This is a genomic window from Candidatus Poribacteria bacterium (assembly GCA_028820845.1).
GTDB lineage: Bacteria > Poribacteria > WGA-4E > WGA-4E > WGA-3G > WGA-3G.
This window is the reverse complement of the sequence record JAPPII010000061.1, coordinates 64,720-82,437: the sequence shown is the minus strand read 5'-3', so window position 1 is coordinate 82,437 and position 17,718 is coordinate 64,720. Positions and strand designations below refer to the sequence as shown.

General features: G+C 47.0%; 10 protein-coding genes. 7 read left to right on the top strand and 3 right to left on the bottom strand.

All coding sequences use genetic code 11. The features are described from left to right. The first annotated feature begins 18 nt into the window (after positions 1-18). The 6 genes from OXN25_12420 to OXN25_12395 all read left to right on the top strand — a co-directional run bounded on the left by OXN25_12420 (position 19) and on the right by OXN25_12395 (position 8,562). Positions 19-579, top strand: a complete 561-nt coding sequence (locus tag OXN25_12420) for a nuclear transport factor 2 family protein (GenBank protein ID MDE0425660.1) — start codon at positions 19-21, stop codon at positions 577-579. 59 nt (positions 580-638) lie between these two features. Next, a complete protein-coding gene (locus tag OXN25_12415) occupies positions 639-2,045 on the top strand; it encodes a hypothetical protein (protein MDE0425659.1) in 1,407 nt (468 codons plus the stop codon). 827 nt (positions 2,046-2,872) lie between these two features. Next, on the top strand, positions 2,873-6,193 hold the full coding sequence (locus tag OXN25_12410; GenBank protein MDE0425658.1) for a hypothetical protein: 3,321 nt from the start codon (positions 2,873-2,875) through the stop codon (positions 6,191-6,193). Positions 6,194-6,534: 341 nt separating this feature from the next. Further along, positions 6,535-7,524 (top strand): MotA/TolQ/ExbB proton channel family protein, encoded by a 990-nt coding sequence (locus tag OXN25_12405; GenBank protein ID MDE0425657.1) that lies wholly within the window; start codon positions 6,535-6,537, stop codon positions 7,522-7,524. Positions 7,525-7,637: 113 nt separating this feature from the next. Continuing rightward, a complete protein-coding gene (locus OXN25_12400; protein MDE0425656.1) occupies positions 7,638-8,087 on the top strand; it encodes a biopolymer transporter ExbD in 450 nt (149 codons plus the stop codon). 52 nt (positions 8,088-8,139) lie between these two features. Beyond that, positions 8,140-8,562 (top strand): biopolymer transporter ExbD, encoded by a 423-nt coding sequence (locus OXN25_12395; protein MDE0425655.1) that lies wholly within the window; start codon positions 8,140-8,142, stop codon positions 8,560-8,562. A 136-nt stretch (positions 8,563-8,698) separates the two neighbouring features. Here OXN25_12395 and gltB read toward each other — a convergent pair whose 3' ends face one another. Both gltB and ggt read right to left on the bottom strand, forming a co-directional pair. After that, complete coding sequence (gene gltB, locus OXN25_12390) at positions 8,699-13,195, bottom strand: glutamate synthase large subunit (GenBank protein ID MDE0425654.1); 4,497 nt, start codon at positions 13,193-13,195, stop codon at positions 8,699-8,701. A gap of 396 nt (positions 13,196-13,591) precedes the next feature. Further along, on the bottom strand, positions 13,592-15,202 hold the full coding sequence (gene ggt / locus OXN25_12385; GenBank protein MDE0425653.1) for a gamma-glutamyltransferase: 1,611 nt from the start codon (positions 15,200-15,202) through the stop codon (positions 13,592-13,594). Positions 15,203-15,350: 148 nt separating this feature from the next. Between ggt and lpdA the strand changes: the two genes are divergently transcribed. After that, positions 15,351-16,739 carry a dihydrolipoyl dehydrogenase gene (lpdA, locus tag OXN25_12380; protein MDE0425652.1) on the top strand — a complete coding sequence of 463 codons (1,389 nt, stop codon included), beginning with the start codon at positions 15,351-15,353 and terminating at the stop codon, positions 16,737-16,739. Here lpdA and OXN25_12375 read toward each other — a convergent pair. Beyond that, positions 16,736-17,641, bottom strand: a complete 906-nt coding sequence (locus OXN25_12375; protein ID MDE0425651.1) for a PfkB family carbohydrate kinase — start codon at positions 17,639-17,641, stop codon at positions 16,736-16,738. The genes lpdA and OXN25_12375 overlap by 4 nt on opposite strands. Positions 17,642-17,718: the final 77 nt, after the last annotated feature.

The window sequence follows — 17,718 nt, the reverse complement described above, 5'->3', positions numbered from 1 at the left end:
AAAGGGAGAACATCCATTATGTTCAGGAGTTTGATAAAAATCGGAGGTATACTCATTTTACTCATAGGTTTTATGGGGTGTGGGGATGCCGAAAAAGTCGGTCAGGTTCCACCTGAAGAACTCCTTCAAATTAATAAAGTCTTAGAACGGTGGCGTGAAGGTTATGAAACCGAAGATGTTAATGCTTACATCAACACCTTTTGGGAAGATGGTTTCCTTTACGTTTCCGACATGGGGACAGACGGGGACAAGACAGATGATCTGGAATTTGACGACATCCGCCAAGAACGTGATGCCGCGACTCGCGTTTTCGAGCAGTTTCAGGATATTGAGATAGAACTCTCCGCTCCGCCAGAAATTTCCATGAATGAAGATGGCAATCGAGCAGAAGTGCGGAATCACTATAGAATTCAAGGATTCGTTGCAGACGGTCAGTCGCTTGAAGGTGGATTCACCGGATGGTTCGCTGAAGGTGACAATCTTTTCATTTTTGAAAAAAGAAATGAGGAATGGCGGATAACCGAATGGCACGACGAAGCCTTTAATGACGCAGAAATTCGCGTTGCTAATAACCTATAGATGGAAGAGAAGGAGGGGTAATTTCTAGTCCATACGCGGGGCAGAAATTCTGTATATCCATGTCGCAACAGGAGGCACACCTACGTGACTATTTTCAACTCATCCGAAAACACACCTTTACATTCTGCCTAAGTATTCTGCTGGTATTAGGAACTGCCTTAGTTATTTCACTCCGTTTGCCTAAAACGTATGCTGCCTCCACTCTAATGTTGCTTGTCCAACCCAGTGCAACGCCTTCTCTTCCTTCAGCAAATCTCTTTCAAAGCGTCCTCTCTGGTGGTATTGACCGCCGGGAAATGGAAACAATCAGTGCCCGCTTCTCCACAGAATCAATGCTGAAAACAGCAATCGAGAATCTTGAAGAAAACGGGAACGCGGACGCAGTCGCTCTCCTCCCACCGATCGGCAAACTCAAACGAATGCTGAAGGCACAACTAAACCCAGATTCTGATTATATCCATCTTTCGATCGCTTTGACTGAAGCAGAAGGGGGAGAGCGCAATGCAGCACTTCTTGTCAATCAACTCGCGCAAGACATGAAAACCTTGCGGCGTGGAGATGAAGAAACGAAACTTAGAAAACGCATGGAATTTCTTGAAGAAAAACAAGGAGAAATTCAAACTCAAATAAAAAAGGACTTAGATACCCTTCTACAATTCGTTCGACAAAATGGTAGTTCAGAGACATGGGTCCCAACGTTTACCAATTTGCTGGAACGTTACGCCAATGTTCGCGAAAATATTGAAACAAATCAGCAACAAGCCTATGCAACGCGTATCCATATCGCGTATCTGCAGGAACAATTAAGCCTCCTACCCGAACAAGCACAACTCTCCGAAACCACCACCTATGACCCTATCTGGCTCTTTCAGCAAGAGAAACTTTTTAACCTCGAATCACAGCGTGTCGCTGACAAAGAAAAAGTAGGAAAGACCCCCTCGGAATTGAAAGGGCTTGACGCACAAATCGCTGATATTCAGCAGAAAAACACACAAATCTCACCTAAGACCACTACCGTTACCTCCGGTCCCTCTGCACATTATACTTATATAAAGAACCAGTTGATAACGTTCATCCCAAGCCTCTCGCGTTATGAAAATGCAGCGAAACGCCTCAAGCAAGAACTCGATACATTAGAAACTGAACTAGCGCAATTACTGGAAAAAATCCCGGAAAACCAGATTATTCTAACGCAAATGGGAGCCAAAATTCAGAAGACTAACGCCCTTGCTGAAGAAATTGCCAAACGTTCACTTGAAGCTGAGATATTATATGCCGAATCCAAGTTAACATCTTCTCGCAATCAGGTAGGAGACATCGAAATCATCGATCGTGCTGTGCCGAGGAAGATTCCTGTCAGTCCACAACTCAGATTCATTCTTGTTATTGCTGGAATCGGCGGAACGGTTCTTGGGATCACAACTGTTTTACTTCTTGAATATTTCAGTAAAACCGCTGTAAGTTGAGAGATTTAAATGAGGTGTTACGCAACATTTGTGGTTTCAGTTTCAGAATTTTGAAAAAAAAATATCATTTTTTCTCAAAATATGGTATAATATATAGTATGTCTAACACACAGTGATTTGTTAAGCCCACAGCATAGGCAAAATTTTTATGAAGTTATGCTTGGGTTTTCGATACTCTTAATCCGTACCTTAAGACAAAACGATTTCACTATTGATTCGCTGCTGTCTCAGACAACAGCAGCATTTGAAACTCTTCAAGGCTCACGATTCGTGTATTTTGATTGGCTTTGCTGGTACAATTTTTCAGAACGCTTTCTCGATATTGATTGCCTGCCTTAGAACGGATTAAAAGACGAATGTAAACAGCATTGATATATTTAAAACTTGAAAATATATTACATTTTCGGTATGATATGCAAAAATCACCCTAATGAATATATTTTTCCTGTTAAAAACTTGACAGAAATTCAAATCAGTGCTACTTTAAAAACCAAGAACAGTTTTGTGGCGTTTCACCGCGTGTTTAACTTCCGCAAGACTAACCCTTAATTTGTTGTGAAGGAGACTTGCTTTCTATACGCTTGGCGCGGGATCCAGAATTTTGAGGCGACCGTACAGCAGTAACCGAGAACCCTGAATTGAAATGCTGTTAGTTTTACTAACGATATTTTAACCTTTTCGTTTACAAGTAAAGCAGTTTTCATCCATTTTTAAGGTTTTTTGTTCGGAGACCGGGGTAGATACAGCGAAAAAGCAAGCAATGCTTATATCACTGTTTTGTTGCCCAAACTTCCGATTCACTATTTCCAAGGAGGAAAAACAAAGTAATGAACAGGCTAAAACAATCAATTGATGTTTTACTTGTAGCGACCTGTATCCTGAGTGCTTTTGTGCTTTACGGTTGTGGTGCACAGAGCCTTGGTCCACAAGAACCCCTATTACCAACGATTGAGGGGAGTTCTAAATTTTCAGCGCGGTTCCAGTTGGAAGAAGAACCCCAGTTCTTCTATGACCTGTTTGGTAAAGAGCTGCTTGAAGGTAACGAGGTCTACAACTATCGTGAGCAGAAAGAGTTCGACCAAAACGGTGAATTGTTTGTTGGTTGGACGGGTCAGCTTGATAGTGAGAGATTCTCGGCACAGTTAGATAGAACTGTTTTAACTGAAGACAGTTTCCGGGGCAGATATACCGAGTTTGCCATCGGTGATAGCATGCGTTTCAAGCCCTCTACGTTATTTCCAAACCGTTATATCCTCTATAAAACCGAGTTTGATGGACTTCGTTGGGATATCTCCTTTGCACAGGAGCGCCATCTCTTTACACTTATTAACTCTCGTATCTCCAACCCTGTCCAATTGACAGATGCAGCGGCAAACCTCGCACCGACTCTCGGACGTCGGAACGGTTTAAATGAAGACGCTGGAGTGCGGCACATTGAAAATGCACGCCTCATGGGTTTCCGGGCACAAGGTCTTTTGGGCGATATTTTCCGCGTTGGGTTTACTTATGTCAATCTTCATAAAGAACATCCAGAGCGCGTTGAAAACCCAATGATGGGTACCGTCGCAAATACGCCTCCGGAAACTATTTCTGTCGTCTTCCGCGACGATTCGCCTGAAGACAATCATGGCTCCGTTACACAATTCTCCGGATACGATGAAAACTTACACAGTGAAAACCTACAGGGTGGTGTCGGTGCAGCTTTCAAAGGCATGACAATTACTGTGGTTACACAAGAATTGGAAGATTTAACACCCGAAGAAATTGAAGAAGGTGTCAATCCGAAAGCACAACCCGCACAAACGGAAACAATTGAAGTTTTTTCCAGCGATGTCACGCCAATTGATGTGGGTGGACTTCCCTCTGACGTGCGTTCGTCTGGGGACTGGGCGATTGTTGACGGCTTTAATAAGATGAGATATGACTTGGTCTTTGCAGACCACGGTATTGAAGCTCGCACCGTTCAGTCCGTTGTTTTTGACATGGTGGTAGCAGGTGACTACAATATCGCCGTCATCGGCTTCAGTGAGGCAAACAGAGCGGCTGAAGGGGCGGATCCGTTTGCTGAAGAGTGGATTAAAACCGAAGACGGTCATATTGAAATGCCATACCGTGATGTTATTCAAGCCCCCGGTAACTACGGGCAATCTTCCGATTATACCAGTAACCGGGCAAACCTTTACGATAATCCAGATGCTTGGACAGGTGAAGGCAGACCGCGTAAAGTCAGCTACCGCTATGGTGCAGCACGTGCAGCAGTCCTCTATGGACTCGATCTTGAAGGAACCATCGGTAACGTCTTCCTTCGTGCTCACTACTCCATTAATGGGAAATATAAACAGTATCCGACAATCCCCAAAGAGCAGATTGGATTTAGTAGACTTAAACCCACTATCCTCGGCGAAGATGGTGAGGAAGAAACGGGTATCTCTATTGATCCAGCAACAGGCTTACCTTTAGATCGAAACGGGATACCTACCTATTCCGAAACCGAAGGTGAACGATTTGAAGCCAGGTTAGGCGGAGACGGAACTGATGAAGGCGGAGACGGCGAAATGGGTAGAGAATCCGCATGGTTCATCCATCTCAGGTCTCGCTTCGGAAAGTTGTACCTTGAAGGTGTCTACTATCATATTGATCCGGGGTACACCACAACCTACCTCAATTTCGGTGCCAATACCGATAGGGATCAACCCTACACCCTGGAAAGAACACCTGAGTCCCAAGCTGAAAGAGACCCGTGGGATGAAGTCAATTACGCCCTCATTGAGGATGACGATGATGATGACGACTGGCCCGATGATATCGACTTCGACGGAGTCCTGCCACGCGCTGATGACAGAGACCAGAACGGAGTCCTTGACTTCCAAGAAGATTTCCTCATCTTTGATGCTGACCCGCCAGTGTTTACTGACCTCGTTGACCTCAACAACAACGGGACTATCGACTCACTTGAGGATGACTTTGAACCACAATATGAGTACGGAATAGACAGAGAAGGATACCATGTCTTCGCTGAATATGACCTCCTTGATAACCTTTCACTCAAAGTCGGATGGCTCAATGAGAGTCAAGTCTCAAGCCGCCGGCAGAACGATTCCAGGTATCTACATGTTACCTATCAACGGGACATTCCAGATTTTGGAACCGTCCTTTTCCAAAACCGATTCGTGCGAGTTCGCGACGATATCCCGGATTACACGATTACCCTCCGTGTCGGCGAATTGGAACCTGTCCAGATTTCCGACGAGCTTGACTTCTACAACGCTCGTGTGAACACCACAACGCTTCAGTTCCTCTACACTGCTGTTCCTAACCTGACATTAGAAGCAAAGTTCCTCGTTGTGCTGCAAAAACAGTTTGAGCAGGATGAGGCAGATGCACTCTTCTTGGATGTCGAAGGTTCCGGCGACGATGACGATCCACTTACCGCTGATCAACGCGTTGACTTCATGGTGCCTGTTGAGCAGGTGCGAGCGAGTGGTGAAAGGCGGGAATTCCCCTTCTATCCAGATCACGGGATTAATGCACTTGACCCCGAGGATCCGGGCTTAATCTACGATGCTGAAAACTGGAAGAAGCGTCGTTACCCAGAACGGGATATTCGCAACCAGCAGACGATTCTCAAGGCACGGTATGAAATTCCGCTCGGAGATCTACCTTTCATTGACAGGATCGGTGAAGATTTAACCCTTACGCCAATGGTGAAATATATCTGGGATCGCGCGTTTGACCGCGGCGCAGAGGAAATTGGCGACGCACTTAACCCTCGTCTGTTTGTTCCTACTGATGACGAGCCGATCGAATACTTGCGCTTCAACCGTAGAAGTCGTGAGGATGTTCTCGGTGTACGACTCGACTATCAGTTCACACAACGGATGAACATCCTTGGTGGTTTCCAATATCGGAAGTTCACTAACCGGGATAACAACTTCAAGAATTACTTGACTAACTTCCCGGAAGACGAAGATGTACCAGTGCTTTTCCGTCCAGACCTGCGAACACGGATATTTGAAGTCCAAGCAATTAACCGTGGTGAGTGGCTTGGGTTTAACATTGTTATCCTTGCTGGTTACCGACGGACGACTATCTTGCTTGATCACACGACGAGTAACACAACCTTCGTGCGAGCAATGATGGGTTTCTAAACGACAGCTGGATCGCTGGACACGCGGAAATCGTGTCCAGCGATTTCTCCCGTCTCACTATACCATTTGGGATATTATCTTCTCTAACACTTGAATTAAGCGCGTAACTTCTTAAGCATTCAGGTGTTCTTTATGAGAACGGTGCTGTGAACGGTAGGCGCGTTTTAACACAACGATGCCGCGACCTGAAACTGTGTAATTTCTGAAATGATCAAGTACAAACAAAACCGAGTAGTTGGACAAAGGTTTACGCCTTATCCACACAATACCTTACTTTATTAAATGACTTGTAGAGACTTGCCGCCGTATTCGGCAAGTTACCCTAAGGAGGATTAGAACGAATGACTCGTTTTAGTTTAGTGTTAATGTTAATCGCTTGTATCGGCATGTCGGCTGGTACGGTTCTCGCACAAGACAGCGGCGGAACTGTTCGTGGTCAGATTGTTGATACGACGACTGCACAAAATCCGATTGACGGTGTTGAGGTTAAAATTGTTGCCCAAAGTGGAGAAGAATTTGAGGCAATGACCGATGCCAACGGCGATTATGAACGTTCTGGTATTCCAGCAGGCCGCTACCTCATCAGTATTTATAGAGAAGGATACGGCGACCGGCTTGGTAAACCTGTTACAGTTGTTAATGGCGGTGACCACTTCGTCCCCCTCAAGATGACGAAAAAAGACAATATCGTAACTTTCTTCCAGAAGTTCGGATTCGTCTTTTGGCCACTGGCACTCTGTTCTATCACCGCACTAACCTTCATTATCGAAAGGCTCTTCACTTTTGTCCGGAGTCGTTCCCGAATTGGAACTGAACAGTTTATCGCCAGTATCGCTGATTCCCTCCGGAAAGAGAACATTATGGAAGCCGTCTCGATTTGTGAAGAAGCTGGCGGGCCCCTCGCTAACGTCCTTAAAGCTGGACTGCTTCGATACAGTCAAGCGCAAATTGAAGAACGTGATATTACTAAAGAGGAAATTCAGGAAGCAATCGAAGAAGCAAGTCTCCTTGAAATTCCTGAACTCGAAAGAAACCTGCCGGTCCTCGGTACCGTCGCAGTCGTTTCTCCGCTCTTCGGCTTGCTGGGAACTGTTACAGGTATGATTAGTGCCTTTACTACAATCGCACTTGAAGGGACGGGTGACCCACAGCAGCTCGCAGGTGGTATCTCACAGGCGCTCCTTACAACTGCTGCTGGCTTGACAGTTGCTATTCCTTGCCTGATTTTCTTCCAACTCTTTGATAGCTGGGTTAACAGACACATGGTCGAAATCTCTCAGGTTTCCACCGAGATTGTGAACCAGCTGATTGTTGGTGAAGGCGAAGCCTAAGTCTTGGAACGGGCGGATAGACTACATTCCGCCCTCTCCTTACAGACTTTGTAGGGAACACAAGGTCAGCATACCTTAACCCTAATCTCATCAACGAGAAAGGAGACTTTGAAATGCAACAAAATGGTGAAGCCAAATTGAGTTTGCTTGCGACGAAAATCAGAGAACGTAAGCCGCCAACACTCAGTATGGCACCTATGATTGATTGCGTATTCCTGCTCCTGATCTTCTTCATGGTGTCAACAACTTTCTCACCCATTCCAGGGCTTCGGGTGCAGTTGCCCCCACCAGGGAAACCTTCACCTGATAAACCGAAAGGGCTGACTGTCCGAATCGCGAATCCGGAACCCGGTGAAGATAGAGGCACTATGGTGCTGAACGACACTGTCGTCCAAATTGATGAAATGTTTAACCAGTTCATCAACGCACCAGAGGAAGCGACAAGCATGCTGATTATCCAATCCGAGCGAGAAGTCCTTCATGAACAGATCGTTCAGGTGATGGATATAGCGAAACAGGCAGGTATAGACAAAATCGGGTTCGCTATCGTCGCAAGGGAGTGAACGCTCCGTGCGACGTACATAGCATGCCACCCTCTATAGAAGGAGAATTCAGATGGCTTTGAACATGAGTCGACGGAAAAAAACGGGCGATGATGATGACATCCCGATGGCACCTATGATTGATTGTGTATTCTTGCTCCTGATCTTTTTCATGGTGTCTGCTGTTATGCGGGTTCCTCCGCCTTTCACCGTCACCTTACCCGATTCCGCTACGAAGCACGAATTCACACGCAAGAAGTACAACCTTTTCATTAGTACTGACGGACGCATATCGATTGATGATCAGGAAATGTTAACTCTGGAAGATATGGAACTTTTCATTGCCGCACATGAAAACCAGATTAGCACTTTGATTATCAAGGCGGACAAACGTGCAAAACACGGTGTCGTCATTGACGTGGTAGAACGAGCGAAACAACGCTCCAGTAAAACGGAGGGGCTCGAAATCGCTTTTGCGGTATCGGAAGAAGACTGAAGGATACAACGCAGTTAAAAAAAGAAAAAGGCAGCATTCGCTGCCTTTTTCTTTTGCAAAATAACACTATTATCGACAGAACTGGAAACTCGCCTCAAGCAAGACTTTCTTCTAAACCCACCCTTGAATATATCCTTTACCGTTTCCGCGTTCTCCGCGTTGCAGCTCTCCTTTTAAGTTGGACAGGAGCTGGTGGTGGCGGTGGCGGCGGGGTCACAACCTTCCAGAAGTGTGGAAGGAAAGTCTCCCAATTCGTCAGAATATTCTCAGCATATTGGCTCCCAGTGTACGCGGCGTGATTTTGTATGAGTGCCAGCAGATTCTTAATATCCGTTTCATTGGTCACTTTCTCCAGTTTCACCCAATCCGAATTATACTTCTTCTCAAACTGTTGTTCTTCGTCAAGGACATAGGCAGTGCCGCCTGTCATTCCGGCCCCAAAGTTTCTACCAGTTTCGCCAAGAATCACAACCACCCCTGCGGTCATGTATTCACAACCGTGGTCTCCAACCCCTTCAACGACAGCGGTTGCACCACTATTTCGGACGCAGAACCGTTCACCAGCTCTCCCAGCTGCGTAAAGTGCGCCGCCTGTGGCACCATACAATACGGTATTGCCGATAATCGTATTCTCATAAGTTTGGAACGACACAGTCGGAGCAGGTTTAATAATAAGCTCACCACCTGCAATACCTTTACCTACATAGTCATTGGCTTCTCCGGTTAATACGAACTGCACACCGCTGATACAGAAGGCGCCGAAGCTCTGACCAGCACTGCCTTCAAAATTACACTGAATTGTTCTATCAGGCAGACCGGCATCGCCATAGTGTTTCGCAATCTCGCCAGATAATCGCGCCCCTACTGTTCGATTCGTATTTTGGATAGGATAAGAAAGTTGAATTGATGTTTTCTGTGTAATTGCTTTCGCTGCATCTTCCAGAATCTGATTATCAAGAGGCTTATCTTCGCGATCATTCCGCTCCTGTAGATGATAGCGTGGCTGGGTTCCCGTCGGATCAGCAGGCATCAGAATTTCGTCCAAATTCAGCATCGCTGCCTTCGGATACTCCACCAAATCAATTGGTTGGAGCAATTCTGGTCGCCCAATAACATCGTTTAAGGATCGGTGCCCAAGATTCGCGAGGATCGCTCGGACTTCGTTCGCTACACCAAGCATGAAATTGACAACCATCTCTGGTGTCCCGGGATATTTCGCACGGAGCGCGGGATCCTGAGTGGCTACGCCAACCGGACATGTATTTAAATGACACTGGCGCGCCATGACACATCCCGTTGCGACCATCGCTATCGTCCCGAAACCGTATTCTTCCGCTCCTAACATCGCAGCCATAACAATATCGCGCCCAGAGCGCATTCCGCCATCTGCCCGTAATACCACACGATCTCGTAATTCATTTTGTACGAGGGCACGCTGGGTCTCCGCGAGCCCGAGTTCCCAAGGTGTTCCTGCGTTTTTAATGGAACTAAGTGGTGACGCCCCTGTTCCGCCTTCATGTCCACTTACCTGGATCACATCAGCATAGCCCTTTGCAACCCCGGATGCAATAGTTCCAACGAGAAATTCAGATACCAACTTTACAGCAACCTTTGCCTGTGGATTTGCCTGCTTCAGATCGTAGATGAGCTGCGCCAAATCCTCAATAGAATAGATGTCGTGATGTGGTGGTGGTGAAATCAGTGGCACCCCGGGGATAGAGTGTCGAAGTGCGGCAATTTCAGCGGTCACCTTGTGCCCTGGAATTTGCCCACCCTCTCCCGGTTTCGATCCTTGTGCCATCTTGATTTCCAATTCCCGCGCCGAGGCGAGATATGTTGGCGTTACACCGAAACGTCCTGATGCTACCTGCTTAATCGCGCTGGAGGCGAGGTCCCCATTGGGTTGACGTTTGAAGCGGGTACTATTCTCGCCGCCTTCTCCGCTTCCCGATTTCGCACCAAGACGATTCATAGCAATTGCTAAGGTTTCATGCGTCTCACGACTTAATGCGCCAAAAGACATACTACCGGTTGTGAAACGTCGAACAATATCCTCTGCGGGTTCCACTTCCTCAATTGGAATAGGCGTACTCGGTCCGAACGCAAGCAGATCCCGTAAACTGGAGGGCTCTCCACTTTCAACAGCAGCAGCATATTTATCATAATCTTCCGACTCACCACCCTTAACAAACTTGTGAAGTGCTTTAAACATCGTCGGGTTGAACGCATGAAATTCCCCGTTTCGCCGAAATCGGAAGTAACCTGCTTCTTCCAGTGAAACATCGTCATCAATTTCTAAAAACGCTTTTGTGTGGAAGTGAAGCGTTTCAGCGGCGATTTCTGCAAAACCGATGCCACTTAAGCGAGAAGTAGTACCTGTAAAACACTTATTAATAACCGTCGCATTAATACCGAGCGCTTCAAAAATTTGCGCTCCCCTGTAACTTGATACCGCCGAAATACCCATCTTCGCCATAATTTTCAGGATACCTTTTTCGACAGTTTCCTTATAGGTCTCAATCGCTTTCTCTGCCGTCAGTTCTTCAAATTCACCGTCCGCGGCAAGTTGGGCAATCGTTGAAATCGCGAGGTAGGGGTTAACCGCCGCTGCGCCATAACCAAGAAGCACAGCAAAATGATGCTCTTCTCTTGCATCTCCAGTTTCAGCGATGAGACTCGCTCGCATCCGCTTTCCTTCACGGATCAGATGATGATGCACAGCACCAACAGCAAGTGCCATAGGAATTGGTGCGAAGTCAGAATTAACATCTTTGTCACTCAACACAAGGAGCGTTTTTCCAGCATCGACTGCCTTAGAGGCGCGTTGACATAACGTTTCCAGTGCATCTTCCAAGCCCTGTTTACCTGCAGCCACCGGGAAACAGACAGAAAGTGTTTCCACTTGAAAATCGGGTATATCAAGTTCCCGCAGTGCGTGTAAGCCCGTATTTGTCAAAATTGGCGAGGGTAGCCGAATGAGCCGAGCGTGCGCTGGCGTTTCCGTGAGCAAACTATGATGTCGCCCCAAGTGTGTTGTCAGCGACATTACCAAACGCTCTCGGATTGAGTCAATAGGTGGATTTGTAACTTGCGCAAAACGTTGTTTGAAGTAACTATAGAGCGAACGCGGATGCCGAGAAATCACAGCAGGTGGCGTATCATCACCCATTGAACCGACTGCCTCTTTCGCTTCCGTTATCATCGGTTTGATAAATCGCTCTATATCCTCTGTCATATATCCGAAGGCTTTCTGATATATAGGAAGCTGATCAGGAACGGTCTCCGCCGTAGCAGATGAACTGATTTTATCGGTAGGAAGGGTTACAGTGCCTTTCTGAACCCATTCAGCATAAGGTTTCTGATTGGCAATACTGTGCTTAATCTCCGAATCTTTCAACAATTTGCCTTCTGATGTATCTACAGCGATCATCTGTCCGGGGCCCAAACGACCTTTTTCAATGATCCGACTTTCATCAAGTTCAATGATGCCAACTTCGGACCCCATGACGACCGTGCCATCCTCTGTGACTTTGTAGCGTGCGGGACGTAGTCCATTTCTATCAAGACTCGCGCCGACAACAACACCATCCGTAAAGGCGACAGCCGCCGGTCCGTCCCACGGTTCACTAACACAAGAAAGATACTCGTAGCAGGTTTTCAACACATCCGGCATATCCGGAATCTGCTCATAAGCTTCTGGGATCAAGCACATCATGGCGTGCAAGATACTACGGTCAGAGTGTGTCAACAACTCTAACACGTTATCCAAGCTCATTGAATCGCTCCCTTGTTTGTTAATAATCGGAACGAGTTTTTGGATATGTTCATTCCAGAGGGGGGATTGTAAGTCGGCTTCACGCGCCCGCATCCAATTCCGATTCCCCATCAAGGTGTTAATTTCACCATTGTGTGCAAGCATGTGGAAGGGTTGGGCAAGCATCCAGGTGGAAGAGGTATTCGTGCTATAGCGCTGATGGAAAACAGCAAGTGCTGCTTGGAAATCCGAATCTTTTAGGTCAAGATAAAACGGCACCAACTGGGGTGCTACCAGCAATCCTTTGTAGACGATCGTCCGATGTGAAAAAGAGGCGATATGGAATTCGTCATCCAGCGAAGCCGCTGCAACACGGTGTTCCAGTTCTTTACATATCAAATACAACGACCGCTCAAAATCGTCGTCAGAGAGTTGCTCTGGTCGCCCTACCAATACCTGCTGAATTTCCGGCAGTGTTTCTAATGCTTTATCGCCAAGCGCAGCCGTATTAACCGGGACCGAACGCCATCCGAGAAATGGCATACCATACTGTTGCAACGTCTTTTCAACGAGTGCTCGGCTTTGTCGCTGCGCGTCCTGATCGCGCCTTGGTAGGAAAATCATTCCCACACCCAGGTCAGTTATCGCGTCCAAGCGAACTCCGAGTTTCGCCAACTGTTTTTGAAATAATTTCTCCGGAATTTGTGTTAAGATACCCGCGCCATCACCTGTCTTTGCATCAGCCGCCACCGCGCCCCGGTGTGTCAAGTTCGTAACCGCTTGCGTCGCCATCTCAATAATCTCGTGGCTCCGATTCCCAAAACGGTTCGCGACAAAACCGACACCACAGGCATCCTTTTCATTTAAATCTCTATACATCTGTCAACTGATTCTCCATACGTTCTTCTATGTTCTCTTGCATTGATATCGTAAAGCGAATTTGCTACCGCCGCTATCTTGTATTTTAATTTTTAGGGTGCGGTTCACATGCCTCAGCCCTGCCCTTTTTTATTAAGGGTACAAACAACCGGAAAACGGACTCCGTTTTAAAGATTGGATAGAATCTCTTTACGGTTTTACGGACGCTGGCTACTCGTATCCTGCCGGAGATAGCGCGCCCCAGGGCAAGAGAGAGCCATTGGAATCACATGAGTGATTCACAACCGGCTTGGCGGGCTTATGTGATTCGGTCTTCAGTTATTCTGCCAAAGTCATCTACTACCGTTAATATTATACTTTAATTCGCCCCAAAAGTCAAGAAAATTCCCTGATGCCTCAATAACCGACCGCACAACCATCACGCCTCGGATCCGAACCCGCAATGAGCGTATCAAAGGCCGGATTGACAAAAATGGCTTGTCCGCCACCAAAGAAAGTGCTGCCAGGTATGATATGATGCCCTTTTTGCGCCAACGCTGCCTGTGTATTCATCGGAATACCCGTTTCCAGTATAACCCGCGAATCATCCATCACTCGAAACCGAGGCGCGTCCAACGCATTCTGAACGTCCATATTGAAATCTACGAGATTACACACAAACTGTAAATGACCTTGTGTTTGCATCTGTCCACCCATGACTCCGAACGTAACCAGAGGTGCCCCATTTCGAGCAATCATCCCGGGAATAATTGTGTGCAGCGTCCGTTTATGCGGAGCAATACAGTTAGCATGGTCCGCGTCAAGGGAGAAACCTGCCCCTCGATTTTGCAACACAATACCTGTATCACCGGCAACTAAGTGTGAACCGAACCCAGCAAAAATACTATTAATAAAGGAGACAACGTTTCGTTCACTGTCAACTGCACAGAGATATACAGTATCACTGCCCATTGAAGGAAGCCCTGGATTCGGTGCCATATTTGCCCGTTCTGGTGAAATGCGAGCGCGTTGGCACCGCGTATAAGCGTCAGACAGTAGTCCGTCTACGGGAACATCTACAAATGTTGGATCTGTTACATATTTGTAGAGATCCGCGAATCCTAATTTCATCGCTTCAATGGCATAGTGTAGATGTTCAGGGCTATTATGTCCCATCGTTCCGAGGTCAAACCCTTCAACGATATTAAGTGCGAGTAGCGCAGCAATGCCCTGTCCATTCGGTGGAATCTCATAGATATCATAGCCGCGATAATCGGTAGAAATTGGCTCCACCCAATCAGATCTGTGTTCGGCAAAATCCTGTAAAGTCAATAAACCTCCATTTTCATCAGAGAACTTTACAATTTTTTCGGCAATCTCACCTTTATAGAATGCGTCCCGACCGCCTTCTGCAATGCGTCGAAAACTCCGCGCGAGGTTGGGTTGTCGAAATATCTCGCCCGGTGCTGGTGCTTTTCCGTTAGTAAGATAGGTCTGCGCTGTATCTGGATGCTGTGCCAACATTGCAGCACTTTCTTGCCACGCAAGCGAAATCTGAGGGCTCACTGGGAAACCTTTCTCAGCGTAGTCAATAGCAGGTTGAAGCACTTCTGCTAACGACATCGTTCCACATTCCTCTAAGAGTGTTGCCCACCCATCAATTGTACCAGGGACTGTAACGGCGTACATACTCCCGAAGGCAGGAATACTAACTAACCCCTGTTTGGTAAAGAATTCGGATTCCGCAGCGTAAGGTGCCCTCCCACTCGCGTTTAAGCCTCGGATTACGCCATCTTGAGGCTGGTAAACCAGCATAAAGGCATCCCCGCCGATACCGGTTGACATCGGTTCAACGACGTTGAGTATTGCAGCCGTGGCGACCGCTGCATCAAAAGCGTTGCCACCGTCGCGCAGAATTTGCAATCCACCTTGCGCCGCAAGTGGTTGACTCGTTGCAACAGCCCCGTGTTGGCAAATAACAGCCGAACGTCCAGGTCCGAATTGGTTCGGACGATACCCGTCAAACATCCACTTCCTCCTACCTTTGGATTGTCACCACTGTAGCATGCTTTGCTTTTTTTGTCAAATTCCGTCTATAGATACCAAACTCACATCCACTTGACAACCCTCAATCTTCGTGATAAAATTAAGGTGATTTTGCAAGATAGGAGTAGCTATGTCCACGTATGATGTCGGAATTATCGGTGGGGGACCAGGTGGGTATGTTGCAGCCATCAAAGCTGCACAACTCGGTGGGAACGTCTGCCTTATAGAAAAAGGAGAATGGGGTGGAACCTGCCTGAACCGTGGGTGCATCCCAACGAAAACCCTTTTCGCTGTCGCTAACCTCGCGACACAGATTCAAGAAGCCCCTGCTTTTGGCGTACAAGTCAACGGCGAGGCAACAATTGACTACACCCAAGTGTTGACCCACAAGACCTCGGTCGTCCAGCAGCTCGAAGGCGGTATCGCCAAACTATTGAAAGCGAACAAGGTTAACATCCTTAAAGGAACAGCAGCACTTACGAATAAAAATACGATAGTCGTTAACAAACCTGACGGCACAATTGAAGAGTTACACGCGAAAAATGTCATTATCGCTACAGGTTCAGAACCTGCGGAACCACCCGTTTTTGAAATTGACGAGGACCAAGTCCTGACAACAACAGGTATCCTCAACCTCACAGAACTTCCTGAAAGCCTACTCATCGTTGGCGGCGGGGTTTCGGGATGCGAATTCGCCTCTATCTTTAATGCATTTGGTTGCCGTGTGACTATATTAGAACTCCTACCGACAATTTTAGCGACAGAAGATACGCAAGTTATCCGACACGTCCAACTATTCATGAAACGAAAGGGTATCACTATCCATACCGGTGCAAAACTGACGAAAGTAAAAAAGTCAGATGAACATGTCACAGCAGTGCTTGAATCGGGTGAAGAACTCACCGCAGAAAAAATGCTGGTTTCCATCGGAAGACGTTATAACACAGACGGGATAGGTTTAGAAAAGGTTGGTGTCCGCACAGATAGCGGAAAAATTGTTGTTGACACGCAGATGCGGACGAATGTTCCGAGTATCTACTCAGTTGGAGATGTTGCCAGTCGGTATCTGTTGGCACACGTCGCATCGGCAGAGGGAAAAGTTGCTGCAGAAAACTGTCTCGGTGCCAACACCGAAATGGATTATCAGGTGATCCCGTGGTGTGTTTTCACCTTACCTGAAATCGGACATGCAGGTATGACAGAAGAAGAGGCAACGACTGAAGGTTATGAGGTGAAGATAGGCAGGTTCCCTTACGCAGCAAATGGGAAGGCGTTGGGACTCCGTGAGACAGACGGGTTCGTTAAGATCGTTTCTGATACAGATAGTGGGGATATTCTCGGCGTTCACATTGTCGGCGCGCACGCGTCAACACTTATCCATGAAGCCGCTGTTGCAGTCCGCCTGGGTGCTACTGCAAGGGACATTGCGCACACTATCCATGCGCATCCGACGCTTTCAGAAATGCTAATGGAATCTGCAGAGGCAGTGGATGGTAAGGCAATTCACAGCCTACACTAAAAACGGACAGCCTCCTGTAACTCACCATACCTTGAGGAGATTTCGGAAAACTTAACGCGTTTTTGCCGGTTAACGCTGAAATCTTCAATGTTAAAAGAGGCAACAACCGTGCCATAAATCATCGCGCTGCGTATCGTCTCTTCGGAAGTATCCTTAACAGATGCGATATATCCGAGCATACCACCAGCAAAACTATCACCTGCACCCGTGGGATCTGTTACTTGTGTGAGCGGATACGCTGGCGCGCTAAAGAAGGACGATTCTGTGACGCTGATGGCACCGTGCTCCCCCTTTTTAATGATAACCCGCTTTGGACCATAGCGCAGAATTGATCGTGCTGCCCGCATCAAATTAGAATCACCAGTAAATAGCAGTGCTTCACTATCATTTAGGACGAGGATATCTACACGCGCTAAGAGTACTTCTAATGCCTCTCGCTCCTCATTAATCCAAAAATCCATCGTATCACAAACAACAAGTTTGGGATCCACCGCTTGTTCAATGATGCTCAATTGCAACGCTGGGGGATTATTTGCTAAAAAGAGGTAGGGCGTGTGTCTATAGATTTCAGGCAAAACAGGACGAAAATCAGCAACAACATTTAATTCCGTAAAAAGCGTATCCCGTACGTTAAAGTCTTTGGCATAACGACCGCCCCACCGAAATGATTTGCCATCATTAATCCGCTTCAGACCTTGCAGATCAATGCCTTGCGTCTTAAGGAAATCTGTATACGCTTTCGGAAAATCGGCACCAACAACGCCAACAAGTTGGACAGCGTTTTTAAAAAAATTCGCCGCGACAGCAGCATAGACACCAGAACCCCCAAGCACATCTTCAACGCGTGTACTCGGTGTTTCCACTGTATCTAAAGTAACCGTCCCAACGACCAAAACTCCCATATTATGAACCCTGCGTGACACGCCTTGAATTATCAGTTATTTTCCTTTCTTCATATCGTGCCTCCGGCTAAAGAATT